Raw genomic sequence first — 15,203 nt, 5'->3', positions numbered from 1 at the left:
GGGTTCATCCGCCGGTGTGCGTGTCTCTTGGGTCATCCAGGCTCGCCGCCTGAGTGACCCGCCCGGCCTGGTCAAAGGTCACCCGGAACACCTTGCGCTGCTGCCCCTCCTGCCAGCGCCAGTCCCAGACCTCCTCCTTCTTCAGGGCGAAGGGCGTCTTCAGCGCCGGCTGGCCCAGCAGGCGGCGCACGGCGGCCTGCTCCATGCCCGGCTGCACCTTGGCGAAGTAGGGCGGCGCCAGCACCTGCCGCAGCGCACTCATCTTGCCGTCCGGCCCGATGGTGATGAAGTAGTTCGCCACCCCCTCCGGCTGGCGCGTGTACTCGAAGGTGCGCGAGCCATCCGCCTCCCGGTGGATGTCCAGCGGCGTGCCGAACTGCTTCATCACATCCAGCTCGCTGGCCACGCCCTCCTCCAGCTTGGCCACGCGCTGCTGGTCGCAGCCGGCGAGGGCGCCCAGCGCCAGGAGTGCGGCCAGCGCCCAGGCGGACACGATCGGGAACGGTCGACGGGAAGAGCGAGTCACAAAGTGCAGGGGGATCATGGCGGGAGTGCGCCCGGAAGGCACGATGGAAAAGGCGGCTTGATCTTACGTTGCGGGCCCCGGCTGCGGGCCGCGGGGCCGCGGTGAGGCTGAAGCGGTTCGCGTGCGGGCCACATGTCGCTGGGGGGCACCTTGTCACTGGCCAGGTGCCAGCGCGACTCATTCCATCAGGCTGCGACCGCAGCCAGGCTCTTGACCGTCCGTGCGAACAAGCGGCAACTGGCTGATCGAGAGCGGGCCGCATCAAGACGGGCGCCCAAGCGACGAGCGGCATCCTGCTTCTGAAACTCATCGATGTCGCGCCCCAACTCTACTGACGGCTTCCGGCAGGCATCGGGGTCTGGAAAGCGCCTCGCGAACCGCTCCACCGCCTTGACATGAGTGGGGTAGGCCCCCCTCAGCGCCACCTCGTCGGCCAGATACCATCCCTCCAGCTCCTGACAGATCAGGCGAACGACAGCCGTTCGCCCTGTGCCTGCGATCAGTTCCAGCAATCGCTTCTTGGTGGAGATGCAGTCCGCACCATCGTTGTCACGCACGATCACGAACCGAGTCCCGGGTTCGCGCCAAGCCTTCAACTTGACCGGGACGCTGCGGTCCAGGTCTGACTTGCCCTCGTGGGGGACCAGCAGGAAGTCCGTCCCTTCCAGCCAGCCCGGGACGATGCGCGGCAACCAAGCCTGGAGAAACACCTTCATCGAGGGTTCCTCCAGCAGGAACACGACGCGCCCACTCATCGGTTCAACCCTTCGAACAGGCCTTGCTTCCACAGGTAGCCCGGCAGATCCCCGGCCTCGACCAGTGCTCGGAGATTCTCGGAATCGCTGGCATGCGTGATGGTGGTGAACCCATTCACTTTGCGCAGGCAATAGATTTCTTCCAGCTTCAGCGCATTCAGGAAATCGGGCGAGTGCGAAGACACAAACACTTGGCCGCCGCGGCGGGCATAGTCCCTGAACTCTTCTGCCAGTTCCGGCAGCAACTCGGGATAGAGCTGATTCTCCGGCTCCTCGATCGCCAGCAATGGGAAGGGCTTGGGGTCGTGAAGCAGCACAAGATAGGCAAACATCTTGATCGTGCCGTCAGAAACAAAGCGCGCAATGAACGGATCCCGAAAGCTGCCGTCCTGGAAGCGCAGCACAAGCCGCCCATCCTCAGTTGGTTTGGCTTCAACCTTGCTCACGCCAGGCACCCTGCGTTCCATGGCCTCCAGTACGGCCCTGAATCTTTCGGGGTGGTACTGGAAGAGGTATTGCGCCACTTGAGCCAGGTTGTCGCCGCGCGTGGACAGGTGCTCGGCGTAGCCTTCCTCGGCCGAAGGTCTTGCCTCTGCAATGTGGAAATCAGAAATCTGCCAGTTCTCGATCAACGCGCGAAACTCGGCCACGACACGAAAGTCCTTGAACTGCCCGAGGCCCTTGATGGCCAGCACGTCATCCTCATCCAACGCGTACTCAGCCCGCGCTTCAGTGGCACCTTCTTCGCCGTACTGCTGCTCGTTGGTGATCGCAGTCCCCTTGCCGCATGAAAAGTCGATGAAATGCCAAGGCTTGCCGCGCTGCCCTCGTCGGAACTTCAGCACCTCGCGCTCGACCGCCACACGGCCATTTGACTCGTCGATGGCCAACTCATAGGTGGCCAAACGTCCGCCCGACTCGCGAAACTTGATCTCAAAGCGCACAGGGCCGGTCTCGCCGCGACTGCGCAGTTCACGCATCCCGCCCCGCCGGGCCACGGCCTTGCCCGCATTGAACGCCAGCGCATCCTTGAGGAAGGAGAACACGTCGAACAAAGTGCTCTTACCTGTGCCATTCGCGCCGACCAGGGCTGCCATGCGCGGTAGGTTGTCCAACTTGGCGAGCCTGAATGCCCGGTAGTTTTGAATCTCGATCGATTCGATCTGCATGGTCTGTTCCTCAGTTGTCGAGCGCGCCTTGCAGCCCCACCGGCCCTGATTCTGCCTCCCCGGCCTCCACACGCCCCACTCTGCCGCCAACCGATGCAAGCCAGCGCCTCTTCGGGTCGGCACTTGGGCCAGTTCCTCCGCGCCACGCATGACGCGGAAGCGCCGCTGGGCATTCGAGTGTGCAAACGGGTCGGCGTCCGGAGCGGGCTTGGGCTTGCCCGCAGTCGCCAAATCGACCAGCGCCTCGGCCCCTTCGCCCGGCAGGTGTTCCGCGAGCGCGAGCAGACTATCCTCGTTGGCCTGCAGCACCGTAGGCACCAAGTCCGTCCCGCACACCGCAGCTCAGCAGCTCCAGCAGCGTCAGGTGGGCAAACAGCACCGGCTTCACCGTCACCGGCACGGGTGCATCCACCATCTGCAGGTCGAAGGCCGCGGTCTTGACCAGCTTCTGTTCGTCGCCTGTCAGCCACGCGAGGCGGTCGGTGCAGGTTCCGCCGCTGCGGAAGTCCGTGGGCGCACCCACCTCAGCCACCGCGCTGCTTCATGTCGCAGGCCGTCTCCACGTCGTGGGCCAGGCAGTCGGCCACGAAGCCGAACGCATCGAACATGCGTGCTCTTGCCCGCCCCGTTCTTGCCGATCACCACCGTGAACGGCGACAGGGGCTCGCCCTGCTGCTGGTGCGACAGCCGCCCGAGCGTCACGTCCCGCAGCGCGCGGTAGTTCTGGACGCGGAAACCTTCGATCAAAGCCATCTCGTCCTCGCGGGGGGCGCTCTCATTGCGGTCTTTCCGTACGGTGCGGCACCCAAAGATAACCCTGAAGCCACAGGTGCGCCTTGATGTCGTTGCCGGTGCACGGCGCCTTGTCGCCCTGCCACGGTTGCCTGGCAAGGTGGGTTGAGCGACTCCGGGGCGTACGCCGATATGGTTCGGTCCACCCGGGGCCGCCGGCTCGGACTGACCACTGCAGCGCGTTCACACCACACGGCGCGGCGCCCCACCACCGGCCCTGTCACGCAGCGCCTCCCACAGCTGCGCCGGGCCGAGCAGGATGTCGCGCAGGCCATCGCGCACGCGCTCGGAGCCCAGCGCCTGGGTGCTCATCGTCTGGTGCGCCTCGAAGGCGTCCATGATGGCGTCGAGCAGCGCGCCCTTCAGGTCCGGCGAGTTGGCAAACTGCTCCTTGCTGTTGCTGGCGGCCTGCTGCACCAGCGTCTCGTTCTCCAGCAACTTGCCCTTGAGCACGCCGTTCACGTAGACGAGCTGGTCGTCGTCGGTCAGTTCGCCCTCGAACAGGCCATTCACCTTCTGGATGATCTCGATCAGGTAGGCCTGCTGCTTCTCCTGTACCGAGCCGCTGCCCACCGCGTCCATTGGCGGCAGCTTGTAGCTGCCGTCCTGGTTCAGGCCACCCAGGCCCATGGGCTGCCTGCCCTGGTTCTTCAGCGTATGGTGGGTCAGCACCACCTTGCTGAGGTCGACCGTGTCGCGCTCCCGGCCGAAGTTCAGCAGCGGGATGAGGCGCTTGTAGAACAGGAAGCGCTTCTCGATGTCCGTATTGCCGTAGTCGAAGATCTGGCTCAGGAAGGCGTACAGCCGCACGTAGGCGCCCAAATCGTTCTTGAACAGCACCAGCGCGTCAAGCGTGTCCTTCGCCACCTTGGTGGCCTTGTCGTCGTCCAGCTCCTCGGCGTTCGATCTGGCTTGCTGCGCGGCCTTGTAGCGCTTGAGCAGGCGGTCGGCCACCGGTGCGATGGCCGCATCGAGTTGCTTCTGCGTGCCCTGCGGGTCCAGGTCGACCTTGGCGACGCGGTCGACCTCGAAGTCGTCGTAGTGGCCGGTGGCGTCGAGCTTGGCGCGCAGGTCGTAGACCAGGTGCGGGTCGGTCGCGACCTCCAACTCGGCCGTCTCGTGGTAGGTCTTGAAGGCCTTGAGGATGTCGCCGGCCTCGTTGACGAAGTCCAGGATGTAGGTCGTGTCCTTGCCGGGGTGGGCGCGGTTCAGGCGCGACAGCGTCTGCACCGCCTGGATGCCGCCCAGCATCTTGTCGACGTACATGCCGCACAGCAGCGGCTGGTCGAAGCCGGTCTGGAACTTGTTCGCGACCAGCAGCAGGTGGTGGTCGGGCTCGTTGAAGGCCTCGCGGATGTCGCGGCCCTTCAGGCCCGGGTTCAGGTCCTTGCTGGACTCGGACACGGGCTGCGGATAGCTCTCGGCGTCGTCCACCTCGCCCGAGAACGCTGTCAGCACGCCCAGCGGGTAGTTGCGCTGGGCGATGTAGGCGCGCATCGCCTTTTGCCAGCGCACCGCCTCCTTGCGGCTGGCCACCACCACCATGGCCTTCGCGCGCCCGGCCAGCAGCGGCTGCACGTTCTCGCGGTAGTGCTCGACGACGACCTGCACCTTCTGGGCGATGTTGTACGGGTGCAGCCGGACCCACTGCATGATGCCCTTCATCGCCGCGCTGCGTTCGACCTGCGTCTCGTCGCTGTAGTCGATTTCCTTGCCGTCGTGTGCCAGCTTGAAGGCCAGCTTGTAGCTCGTGTAGTTCTTCAGCACGTCGAGGATGAAGCCCTCCTCGATGGCCTGGCGCATCGAGTAGACGTGGAAGGGCTTGGGCAGCCCGTCCGCGCCGTCCTCGGGATCTCGGCGCCCGAACAGCTCCAGCGTCTTGGCCTTGGGCGTTGCGGTGAAGGCGATGTAGGTGAGGCCCCCCGAGCCTCCAGCGCCACCCGCGCCGGCCCGCGCCTCCATCTGCGCGGCCAGCAGGGCCTCGGTGTCCACCTCGCCGCCGTCCTGCAGGTCGGCCCACTCCTGGGCCGACAACAGCTGCTTGAGCTTGGCCGCGGCCTCGCCACTCTGCGAGCTGTGCGCCTCGTCGGCAATCACCGCGAAGCGCTTGCCCTCGGTGGCCGCCAGCTCCTGCACGGCAGACAGCGCGAACGGAAAGGTCTGGATGGTGCAGACGATGACCTTCTTGCCGTCCTTCAGCGCCTGGCTCAGCTGGGCACTCTTGCTGCCGTGCTCGCTGGTGATGGTCGCCGCCACGCCGGTGGTGCGCTCGAAGTCGAAGATGGCTTCCTGCAACTGCGCGTCCAGCACGTTGCGGTCCGAGACGACCAGCACGCTGTCGAACACCTTCCGATGTGCCGCGTCGTGCAGGTCAGCCAGGAAGTGCGCCGTCCAGGCGATGGAATTCGTCTTGCCCGAGCCCGCCGAGTGCTGAATCAGGTAGCGCTGGCCGGCGCCTTCCTGGTCCGCGTTCTCGAGCACGTCGGCCACCAGCCGCCGGGTGGCGTCGAGCTGGTGGTAGCGCGGGAAGATGACCGCCTTCAGTCGCTTCTTGTCGTCGCGCTTGCCGATGCAATATCGGTGCAGGATGTCCAGCCAGCTCTCGCGTGCCCAGACCTCTTCCCACAGGTAGGCAGTCGCGAAGCCGTCGGGGTTGGGCGCGTTGCCCGCCCCACCGGCGTTGCCGCGGTTGAAGGGCAGGAAGGTGGTCGCCGGCCCGGCCAGCCGGGTCGTCATCATCACCTCCGACTGGCTCACCGCGAAGTGCACCAGCGCGCCGCCCGGGAAGCCGAGCAGCGGCTCCAGGACGCCTCCCTTTGGGTTGGGGTTGCGGTCGAAGCGGTACTGGTCGACCGCGTCGTGCACGCTCTGCGTGAAATCGGACTTGAGCTCGGCCGTGGCCACCGCGATGCCGTTGACGAACAGCACCAGGTCCAGCTCCTCCTGCGGATTGTTCGGCGAGTGGCAGACCTGCCGCACCACGCGCAGCCGGTTGGCTGCGTAGTGCGCCTGCGTGGCGGGGTTGATGGCCAGCGCCGGCTTGAACTGGGCCAGCATCAGCGGCCCCTTCAGGCCGAGCATTTCCACGCCGCGCCGCAGCACCTCCAGCGTGCCGCGCTCGTTCAGGCTCTTACGCACGCGCTCGGCCAGCACCTTGGGCAGGGCAGCGCCATGTGTCTTGGTCAAGCGCTGGAAGCTCTCGGCCTGGGTGATCTGCACCCATGCCAGAAGGTCGGGAAGGAACAGCCCGTGGGCTCGATCGAACTGCGCCTTGTCGCCCTCGGCATACAGCCAGCCGTGCTCGGCCAGGTGCTGGCAGATTTCCGCCTCGAAATGGTTTTCCGTGTGCAGGCCCATCTCTCCCTCGTGTTGTTGGTCAGTGCGGTGGCGGGTTGGCCACAGATTTCTCAAGTGCCTGGGTCAGGCTGTCTCCGTTGCTGGCTCTTGGGAATGGGTTCGCACGTCGATCTGGCCGGTGACGGCGGCGGCGATGAGGGCGGCGCGGCGTGCTTTGAGGAGTCGGATGGCGCGTTCGGCTTCGATATCGAGGGCGTCGAGCTTGGTTGTTTCGGTATCCAGGAAAGTCACGATCTGACATTGCTCTTCGATGGGGGGCTTCGGAAACCGGTACTTCCGCAGCTGCTCGCCCGTGAGGTGTGCAATCGTCGACTGCCCTTCGCCACTGAAGGCCCCGACCTTGGACGCGAAGCGCAACGTGTAGTACATGAAGCGCGGCACCTCGTCCGCTGTCAGTGCTCGAAGTCTGTGCAGCGCCTTTTGATACCCCAGCGTGCCGCCAGCATCGACTACAACGGCTGCCCGACCGACTTCCCCTCCTTCGCACACCAGGAGGTCACCCTCCCGAACGGTGTAGCGCGTCAACTCGGACGACTCAATGTCCATCTGCGGGAGATCAGCCACGTTAATGGCATCCCACTGCACGTCCACGTTTCGCAGGTACGGCACCAAGTGCTGGCCAGTGATTCGACTGGTGTCAAGCATCTTGCCAAGGGCGGCCTCATATCGAAGATACAACGGCGGCAGCGACCAATGCGCCGGCACCTCCCCCAACCAATCCACCCCGGAAACCTTCATCGGCGCGTTGGGGTTCAGGCCGCGGGTGACCGCATGGGAAATCGTCGCCTGCCGCTTTTCGGCCAGCAGGGCGATGAGCTTCTCCTGCTCGGCGACCAGCGCGTCGATTTTGTTTGTTTCGCGGTCGAGGAACTCCACAATCTGGCGCTGATCGGGGACAGTGGGAACGGGCGCCGACATCTCCAGAATGGTGCTTTGCCCAATGTTGACCATCGAACTGCTCGCACCCGTGGCCGCAACCTCAATGGCACCCCGGGAAATTCCTGTACCCAAGTAATATCCGAGGAACTCCGGGACACAGGCTGCCTCTTCAACCCTCAAACGGTACAGCTTGTCGCAGAGAAGCAGGTTTGCATAGTCGCGGCGAGCCACAGCCGCGCTGCCGACAAGCTCCCGTGTATTGGCACGTGAAATCAGCAGGTCGCCAAGACGAATGCCGAGTTCCGGGATCGGCTCCATTTCTGCCGGAAGCGCTTTGTTCTCGGCCGCATTGAAAACGCCGCCATTCACGCAGCCAACCTTCAAGACGCCCCATTCGTGATCACTCTCAACCGGGAAGCCTTCGCACTGAGGGCTCCAGCCTTGCTCCAGCGAACGAACGACATGCTTGATGCGCGTCACGTTCCAATGCGCCGGCACCTCCCCCAGCCATTCCACCCCGCTGGGTTTGTAGTCCTGATAGCGCGGAAAACTCATTCCGCGACGCCTTGCAACTGGTCAGCCTGCAGCGGCACGGAATCGTCGTAGAGGGTTTCGGGTGCGATGTCGATTTCACCGGGCCAGACGGCGGTGCCATATTCCACCCGTACGCGCGCAAACACGGCCGGCGTGGCGATGCGGTTCCATGGCTTCATCGCGAGCAGCGGGCGCATGTCAAAACGGCGGCGTTCACCGTTCTCGAATTCAAGGTCGAGCTGAAAGTCAGGCTGCGGTACAACGGTCTTCAGATCAAGCAACATGGTTCACCTCATTGCAGCGGCGCGATGCGGAATGGCTCGTCGCCATTGACCGCCAGTTCCCAATCCACCATCAATTCCTCCTGATGGATTTCAATCCAGGCCAGCACCATCTTCAGCTGCTTCACCGGTATGGCACCGTCGAGAACCGCTCCGTCAGCGATGGCAATGGCAGCTTCCTGGCCTTGGTACCGCACATGGATGTGTGGCAGGTGGTGGCGCCGGTTGTCACGAAAGAACATGAGAACCAGGATGCCGTAGAACATGCTGATGGTGGGCATGGCGCGAACTCCTTTGTGCGGATCCCTGTCAGTGTGCGTCAGTCGTGTGCGGGCCCTGGGCCAACGCGCCCAGCATCTTCATGATGCGAGCGGTCACGCCCTTGAGTTCTTCGTCGATGGCGTGCAGGCTGCGCGGCGGCTCGAAGACGTAGAAGTGGCGGTTGAAAGGGATTTCGTAGCCGACCTTGCTCTTCTCGTCGTCTATCCAGGCGTCTGGCGCGTGCGGCAGCACCTCGCGGGCGAAGTAGGCGCCGATGTCCTCGGTGAGCGGCACGTTCTCGGTGTCGCGCAGCGCGCTGTCGGGCTGGGGCTTGCCCTTTTGCTTGCCCTTCAGACCGACGACCACGTTGCCGGCCTCGTCGCCGTCCTTGTGGCGTAAGGGGCGCTCGACCGTGATGGTGGTGTAGCCGAAGTCCTCGTTGCGGAAGATGCGCGCGATGGGCACGCGCTTGAGGCGGCCGCCTTCCGGTGCGGTGGGCGCAGTGTCGGTGTTGGTCACCAGCTCCGGGTCGCCCTGGGCTTGGCCGATGGCGTCGATGACCGTGACCAGCTCCGCCTCGGTGAAATCGCCGAACAGCCGCGTGACGGTGGCGATGTGCTCGTCACTCATCTCTCGGCGCTTGCTGCCCAGGCTCTTGCGCATCTTCTGCCAGAAGCCGCTGGCGTCGATGAGCTGCACGTAGCCGCGGCGATCGTCGGGCTTGCGGTTGGACAGCACCCAGATGTAGGTGCTGATGCCGGTGTTGTAGAACATGTCGGTGGGCAAGCCGACGATGGCCTCGACCAGGTCGTTCTCCAGCACGTAGCGGCGGATTTCACTCTCGCCGCTGCCGGCGCCGCCGGTGAACAGCGGTGAGCCGTTGAGCACGATGCCGAAGCGGCTGCCACCGTCCTTGGCCGGCCGCATCTTGGCCAGCAGGTGCATCAGGAACAGCATGGAGCCATCGCTGACGCGGGGCAGACCAGGGCCGAACCGGCCGTCGAAGCCCTTCTGTTCATGCTCCTGGCGGACCTGCTTCTCGACCTTCTTCCACTCCACGCCGAAGGGCGGGTTGGACAGCATGTAGTCGAACCTGCGGCCGCCGTGGCCGTCGTCGCTGAGTGTGTTGCCGGCAACGATGTTCTCCACCGGCTGGCCCTTGATGAGCATGTCGGCCTTGCAGATCGCGTAGGACTCGTCGTTGAGTTCCTGCCCGTACATCGTCAGCCGCGCCTGCGGGTTGTGCTCCAGCAGGTACTCGCCCGCCACCGACAACATGCCGCCGGTGCCCGCTGTCGGGTCGTAGATGGTGCGCACCACCGCATTGCCGGGGGTCAGCACGTCGTCGTCCTCGATGAACATCAGGTTCACCATCAGCCGGATGACCTCGCGTGGGGTGAAGTGCTCGCCGGCGGTTTCGTTGCTGATTTCTGCGAACTTGCGGATCAACTCCTCGAACACCGCGCCCATGCTGGCGTTGTCGACCACCGAGGGGTGCAGGTCGATATTCGCGAACTTCTCGGTGACGAGGTAGAGCAGGTTCGACTTCGCCAGGCGCTCGACCTGGGCGTGGAAGTCGAAACGCTCGAAGATGTCGCGCGCGGCCGGCGAGAAGGCCTGCACGTAGGCGTAGAGGTTCTGGCGGATGTGGTCCTGGTCGCCCAGCAACTTGCCCAGGTCGAGCGGCGAGGTGTTGAAGAAGCTCTGCCCGGCACGGCGCAGCAGGAAGGGCTCGGGGTTCAGGCCGGCCTGGGTCCTGGCGTCGAACTCGGCCAGCACGGCGGGCTTGGTGGCCTCCAGCACGCAGTCCAGCCGGCGCAGCACGGTGAAGGGCAGGATGACGCGGCCGTACTCGCTCTGCTTGAAGTCGCCCCGAAGCAGGTCGGCGACGGACCAGATGAAGGAGGACAGGGCCTGGTGGTTCAAATCGTCTCCCGGAGGTTCCTGGGCTGCCACAGAGGGCAGCGTGTCGACGGAATTCTCGCAGAGGGGGTTGCGCCGAGACGCCGCCCTGCCGGCCGCCCGCCCCCGCACCTGCGCGCCAGCCGCCGCCGGACAAGCCGGTTTTTGCACCGTGCAGGTCGCGCGGCACGGCGTGCAGGTCGCGCGGCACGGCGTGCAGGTCGCGCGGCACGGCGTGCAGGTCGCTGCCAGCAGGCGTGCAGCGCGCTTGGCGCGGCGTGCAGACCCCTAGCTGCAGCCGTGCAGACCGCTCGGTGCAGCGTGCAGGTCGTTGCCTGCCGCCCTGCAGATCGCCACCTGCAAGCTTGCAGGTTGCCAACTGCAAGCCTGCAGGTCGGCCTCTGAACCCTGCAGATCGGTCCCTGCAGACTGCAGATCGGTCGCTGCAGTCTGCAGCTCACCCGCTGCAAGCGCGCAGGTCGGCGCCCGCAAGCCGTACTGCGGGGGCTGCAGCTTGCCCCTCAGCCCTCGGCCGCACTGCCTGCCAGCGCCGCCAAGCGCAGCTCGACCACCGTGCCGCGCTGGCCGGGGCCGGGCCGGGCCGCCAGGCGGCCGCGGTGGCGGGCGGCCACGCGCTGCACGAACAGCAGGCCCAGGCCGACGCCGCGCACATCGCCGGCCGGCAGGCCCTGGGCCTCTTGTTCGAGCTGGCGGCACTGGGCGGGGGTGAGGCCCGGGCCTTCGTCGGTGACTGCCAGGGTCAGCGTGCCGTCGTCACCCACGCGGGCGGTGAGCGCGACGCTGCCACCCCGGGGGCTGTGCTTGATGGCGTTGGAGGCCAGGTTGCCCAGCGCGCGCCGCACCAGCGCGCGGTCCAGGCGCCAGGGCGGCAGGCCGGGGGTGATGGCCAGGGCCAGCTGCACGGCCGCGTCCAGGGCCTGGGGCTGGCAGTCCGCCAGCACCTCGGCCAGCAGCTCGGCCGGCGCCACCTCCACCAGCTGCAGTGGGCGCGATTCGGCCCGGGCCACGCGCACGAATTCGTCGGCCAGCTGCAGCGCGCGGTTGGCCTGGCGCTGCACCTCGGCCAGCAGCTCGGGCTGGGTCCATTGCAGCTTGCCCTGCAGGTGCAGGTCGGCCATGAGCATGATGGCGTGCACGGGCGAGCGCAGGTCGTGGGAGACGAAGCCCAGCGCCTCCTCGCGCCGGCGCTGCGCCAGGCGGATCGCGCTGATGTCGGCAAAGGTGACCACCCAGCGCTGGCGCCCCAGCAGCTCGACCGACGCGAAGTGCAGCAGGAAGTCGCCCAGCCGCTCCAGGTGGGCCTCGATGGCTGCCGTCTCTTGGGGAGCATCCCGGGCGGGCCAGGCGCCGGCCGCTGCGCCGGGGGAGGCGAACAGGCGGTCCCAGTCGACCGCTCGGGTGGGCTGGAATTCGACCAGCAGCCCCGGCAGGTCCATGCCCTGCATCTGCTCGGCACCGGGCGCCTCGAACAGCAGGGCCGCGGGGGCGTTGGCCAGCAGCACGCGGCCGCGCTCGTCGGTGACCACCATCGCGGTGGGCATGCCGGCCAGCGCGTCGGCCAGGAAGCGCCGGGCGCTGCGCACGGTCTCGGCGGCGCTGTGCAGGCGGGCCAGGCGCGAGGTCATCGGGTCGCCCAGCCAGCGGCGCGGCCCGGCGGCCGGAGCGGCGGCGCGGGCACCGGTGCCCTCCTCGACCAGCAGCTGGAGGATCTCGTCGTCCAAGCGGTCCACCACCCGCTTGAGCTGGCGCCAGCTCCAGAAGGGGTAGGCCAGCGAGGCGGCCACCGCAAAGGGCACGGGGCTCCACCAGAGGCCGGCACCCAGGGCCAGCAGGCTGGCGGTGGCGGCCACCGGCACGGCCGCCAGGGCGCCCACCCAGGCCCAGCGGCTGCCCAGCCGGTCGAAGGCCAGCACGAGCAACAGCGTCAGGGCGGCGGCCAGCAGCGCGCCGGGCCCCGCGTCGACGGCGCGCAGCGTGTCGCCGCTGCGCAGGGTGTAGAGGGTGTTGGCGAGCACCTCGACACCCGGCATCGCGTACTGCTGGCGGTTGACGGGGGTGGCCAGGGTGTCGCCCAGGCCGTTGGCCGTCATGCCCACCAGCACATGGCGGCCGCGCAGCTGCTCGGCAGGCACCGCGCCGGTCAGCACGTCCTCGTAGGACAGGCGCTGCACATGGCCGGGCGGGCCGGCGTAGCGGATCGCAAACCGATCCTGGCGGCTCCAGCCGGCGGTGGGCAGGGTCGAGACGTCCTCCTCCGTCGCCCGGGAGACCGGCAGGCCGGCGGCCACCGTGTCACCACCGGCTTCGAGCAGGGCCAGCGCCATGTGCGGGTAGACCTGGTCGCCCGAGCCGGTGCGCAGGAAGGCGTGGCGCAGCACGCCATCGGCATCCACGGTCGCCTCCGCGGCGCCCAGGCGCACGGCCTCGCGCAGCACCGGCACCGGCAGGAGCGAGCGCCCGGGCAGGCCGGGCCCACCCGCCTGCCAGGCCACCGGCAGCACCACCGGCGCGGCGCGGCGCAGCATGCGCGCCAGCAGCAGGTCCTGCGCCGGATCGGGGTCCGGCTCGCTGAGCACCAGGTCCAGGGCAATCGAGCGCGGCCGGGCCTCGGCCAGGCGCTCCAGCAGGGTGCTGTGCACCACCCGCGGCCAGGGCCAGCGGCCAATCGCCGCCACGCTGGCATCGTCGATCGCGACGATCACGATGTCAGGCGGCGGCGGGCGGCGCCACAGCGAGAGGCCGAGGTCGTACACCACCCGGTCGGCCCGCCAGCTCCAGCCGGTGAGCACCAACAGCGCCGCCAGCAACGCCAGCGGCAGGGCGACCACGACTGAGCGCAGGCGGCGCTTCACCGAGTGACCTGCCTGTCAGGCATCGGTCGCTGGCTCAGTCGGCCACCTGCACCGACTGGCCGTCCGCCTTGACGCAGCCGAGCTGGCCGTCGCGCAGGCAGGTGGGCAGCTGGAACTGCTGCGGCGAGCTGTACGGCCCGACGAAGCCGTCCGGGTCCAGCGCCCGCACCCGCACGAAGAACCGGCCGCCACCGGGCAGCTCGATTTCGAGGGCGGGCGTGCGGGTGCGCCGTTCGAGCAGGACCGGGGCGAAGTCCGGCGCGCGGGCGAACTGCACCTCGAAGGTCTGGCCCGGCAGCCCCTCCCAGGCCAGCCGGATCGACCGGTCCCCCACCTCGGGCGGCGCGGGCGGCTTCGGGATGGCCCGCATCTCGAAGCGCTGGGCCGCCCCGAACGGGCCCTGGTCGGTGGCGCTGCGCTCGCTGGCCAGGCGCCAGAAGTACACGCCCGGCGCCAGGCCGTCCAGGGCCAGGGCCGCCGCCTCGTGGCCGCGCAGGTCGCGCAGCAGTGGCTGGCTGAAGTCCTCGCTCTGGGCCAGCTGCAGCCGGTAGCTGCGCGCCTCGGGGTTGGCGGTCCAGGCCAGCTGCACGCCCTGGCCAGCGATGATGGTGCGCGGCTGCGGCGCACTGGGCAGGGGCGGCTCGGGCCGGGCCTTCAACCGGAACCGGTGCTCGGCGTTCAGGCCCTGCAGGCCCTGGGCGTCTTCGGCCAGCACGCGCATCACATGGTCACCATCGGGCAGGCCGGCGATGCGCAGCTCGGTGCTGTCGCTGCGCACATCGGCCGCCAGGGTGGCAAAGCCGCCCTCGGTGGCCACCTGGGCCCGGTAGGCGACCGCGCCCGCCTGCGGCGCCAGCGTGAAGCGCACCAGCGGCCGCTCCTGCAGCAGCGGCAGCGCGGAGAGATCCGGCGCGGCCAGCAGTGCCACCGGGAGCGCCACCTGGCCGCTGCGGTCGACCACCACGCCCTGGCCGGCCTGCACCCGCTGGCCGGGCTGAGCGGGCTGACCGGGCCGACCAGGCTGCCCCCCCAGCCCGTCGACGGCCACGGCGCCTTCGAGCACCTCGCCGCGGGTGGTGGCTTCCTGCTCGTCGGCCCGCACGCGGAATTCGGTCCCGCGCACGCCCAGCACGCCCTGCGGGGTGCCGACGCGGAAGCCCGGCATGCCCGCGGGCGCCTTCTGGGCCTGCACATCCACCTGGCCACGCTGCAGCGTCACGCCCGACTGCACGACGCCGGCCTTGGTCACCCGATGGGCGGTGTCCACCACCAGCTGGCTGCCGGCACGCAGGTGCAGCAGGGTGCCGTCCGCCAGCCGCACCGTGGCCTGGCCCTCGCCGGTGCGCAGCTCGGCACCGGGGGGCAGGGCCTGGCCGGCCAGCACCGGCTGCTGGCCGGTGCCTTGCACCTCGCCACTGGCAGACAGCACCTGGCCCGGCGCCGGCTGGGTGGCCATCAGCCGCAGGGGAATGGCCAGGGTCTGGCCAGTGGGAATGCGGTTCGCATTGGGCACCCGGTTCACCTTGGCCAGCTCGGGCCAGCGCGCCGGGTCGACGAGGAAGCGCTTGCCCAGGCCGATCAGCGTGTCGCCCGCCGAGGTGGTGTAGGTGAACACCGGGTCGGCCGGCACGGCCCCCTCCCCCGCCCAGGCTGGCAAGGCCGCCAGCACGAGCGCCGCACCCACGGCGAGCGGGATCGACCAGGGGTGGCCGGCCGGTTGGCGGAAGAGGAAGGCTGTCATGGCTTGACCGGATCGGAGCCGGAGGAAAGGCGCAGGTCGATGGACGGATCGGAGCAAGCCGGGCACGCCCATGTCCCTGACCGGCGCGCGGATTCTAGGAGGCCGGGCGCACTCGGCCTATGCACGAGTCGCC

12 protein-coding genes are annotated in these 15,203 nt (G+C 67.9%); 1 reads left to right on the top strand and 11 read right to left on the bottom strand.

Translation table 11 applies throughout. The features are described from left to right. Positions 1 to 4: 4 nt before the first annotated feature. From bamE to NGK70_RS11535, 4 genes are all read right to left on the bottom strand, one after another. On the bottom strand, positions 5 to 493 hold the full coding sequence (gene bamE, locus NGK70_RS11550) for an outer membrane protein assembly factor BamE domain-containing protein (protein ID WP_251973355.1): 489 nt from the start codon (positions 491 to 493) through the stop codon (positions 5 to 7). Positions 494 to 711: 218 nt separating this feature from the next. After that, positions 712 to 1,266, bottom strand: a complete 555-nt coding sequence (locus tag NGK70_RS11545; protein ID WP_251973354.1) for a DUF4276 family protein — start codon at positions 1,264 to 1,266, stop codon at positions 712 to 714. An 11-nt stretch (positions 1,267 to 1,277) separates the two neighbouring features. Further along, positions 1,278 to 2,450, bottom strand: coding sequence for an AAA family ATPase (locus NGK70_RS11540; RefSeq protein WP_251973755.1), 1,173 nt, complete (start codon positions 2,448 to 2,450; stop codon positions 1,278 to 1,280). 286 nt (positions 2,451 to 2,736) lie between these two features. Then, positions 2,737 to 2,973: a hypothetical protein gene (locus NGK70_RS11535; protein ID WP_251973353.1), complete on the bottom strand. Its 237-nt coding sequence runs from the start codon at positions 2,971 to 2,973 to the stop codon at positions 2,737 to 2,739. Between the two features lie 20 nt (positions 2,974 to 2,993). On the opposite strand from NGK70_RS11535, the gene NGK70_RS11530 reads away from it, so the two are divergent. Beyond that, positions 2,994 to 3,290 (top strand): hypothetical protein, encoded by a 297-nt coding sequence (locus NGK70_RS11530; protein ID WP_251973352.1) that lies wholly within the window; start codon positions 2,994 to 2,996, stop codon positions 3,288 to 3,290. A gap of 135 nt (positions 3,291 to 3,425) precedes the next feature. On the opposite strand, the gene NGK70_RS11525 is transcribed toward NGK70_RS11530, so the two are convergent. The 7 genes from NGK70_RS11525 to NGK70_RS11495 all read right to left on the bottom strand — a co-directional run bounded on the left by NGK70_RS11525 (position 3,426) and on the right by NGK70_RS11495 (position 15,070). Further along, the gene (locus NGK70_RS11525) at positions 3,426 to 6,599 is read right to left on the bottom strand and encodes a type I restriction endonuclease subunit R (protein ID WP_251973351.1); all 3,174 of its coding nucleotides are present in this window, start codon (positions 6,597 to 6,599) and stop codon (positions 3,426 to 3,428) included. 63 nt (positions 6,600 to 6,662) lie between these two features. Then, positions 6,663 to 8,033: a restriction endonuclease subunit S gene (locus NGK70_RS11520; RefSeq protein ID WP_251973350.1), complete on the bottom strand. Its 1,371-nt coding sequence runs from the start codon at positions 8,031 to 8,033 to the stop codon at positions 6,663 to 6,665. Then, positions 8,030 to 8,296, bottom strand: coding sequence for a DUF2442 domain-containing protein (locus NGK70_RS11515; protein WP_251973349.1), 267 nt, complete (start codon positions 8,294 to 8,296; stop codon positions 8,030 to 8,032). Before NGK70_RS11515 ends, NGK70_RS11520 begins: the two co-directional genes overlap by 4 nt. 8 nt (positions 8,297 to 8,304) lie before the next feature. Beyond that, a complete protein-coding gene (locus tag NGK70_RS11510) occupies positions 8,305 to 8,574 on the bottom strand; it encodes a DUF4160 domain-containing protein (protein WP_251973348.1) in 270 nt (89 codons plus the stop codon). A 28-nt stretch (positions 8,575 to 8,602) separates the two neighbouring features. Continuing rightward, positions 8,603 to 10,480 carry a type I restriction-modification system subunit M gene (locus NGK70_RS11505; RefSeq protein ID WP_251973347.1) on the bottom strand — a complete coding sequence of 626 codons (1,878 nt, stop codon included), beginning with the start codon at positions 10,478 to 10,480 and terminating at the stop codon, positions 8,603 to 8,605. Between the two features lie 497 nt (positions 10,481 to 10,977). After that, entirely contained in the window at positions 10,978 to 13,329 is a 2,352-nt protein-coding gene (locus NGK70_RS11500; RefSeq protein WP_251973346.1) for a CHASE2 and HATPase_c domain-containing protein, read from the bottom strand. Between the two features lie 34 nt (positions 13,330 to 13,363). Beyond that, a complete protein-coding gene (locus NGK70_RS11495) occupies positions 13,364 to 15,070 on the bottom strand; it encodes a FecR family protein (protein WP_251973345.1) in 1,707 nt (568 codons plus the stop codon). Positions 15,071 to 15,203 lie beyond the last annotated feature (133 nt).

It is taken from the genome of Sphaerotilus microaerophilus, assembly GCF_023734135.1.
In the GTDB taxonomy this organism is placed as follows: Bacteria; Pseudomonadota; Gammaproteobacteria; order Burkholderiales; family Burkholderiaceae_C; genus Sphaerotilus; species Sphaerotilus microaerophilus.
This window is presented reverse-complemented; position numbering and strand designations above follow the sequence as displayed.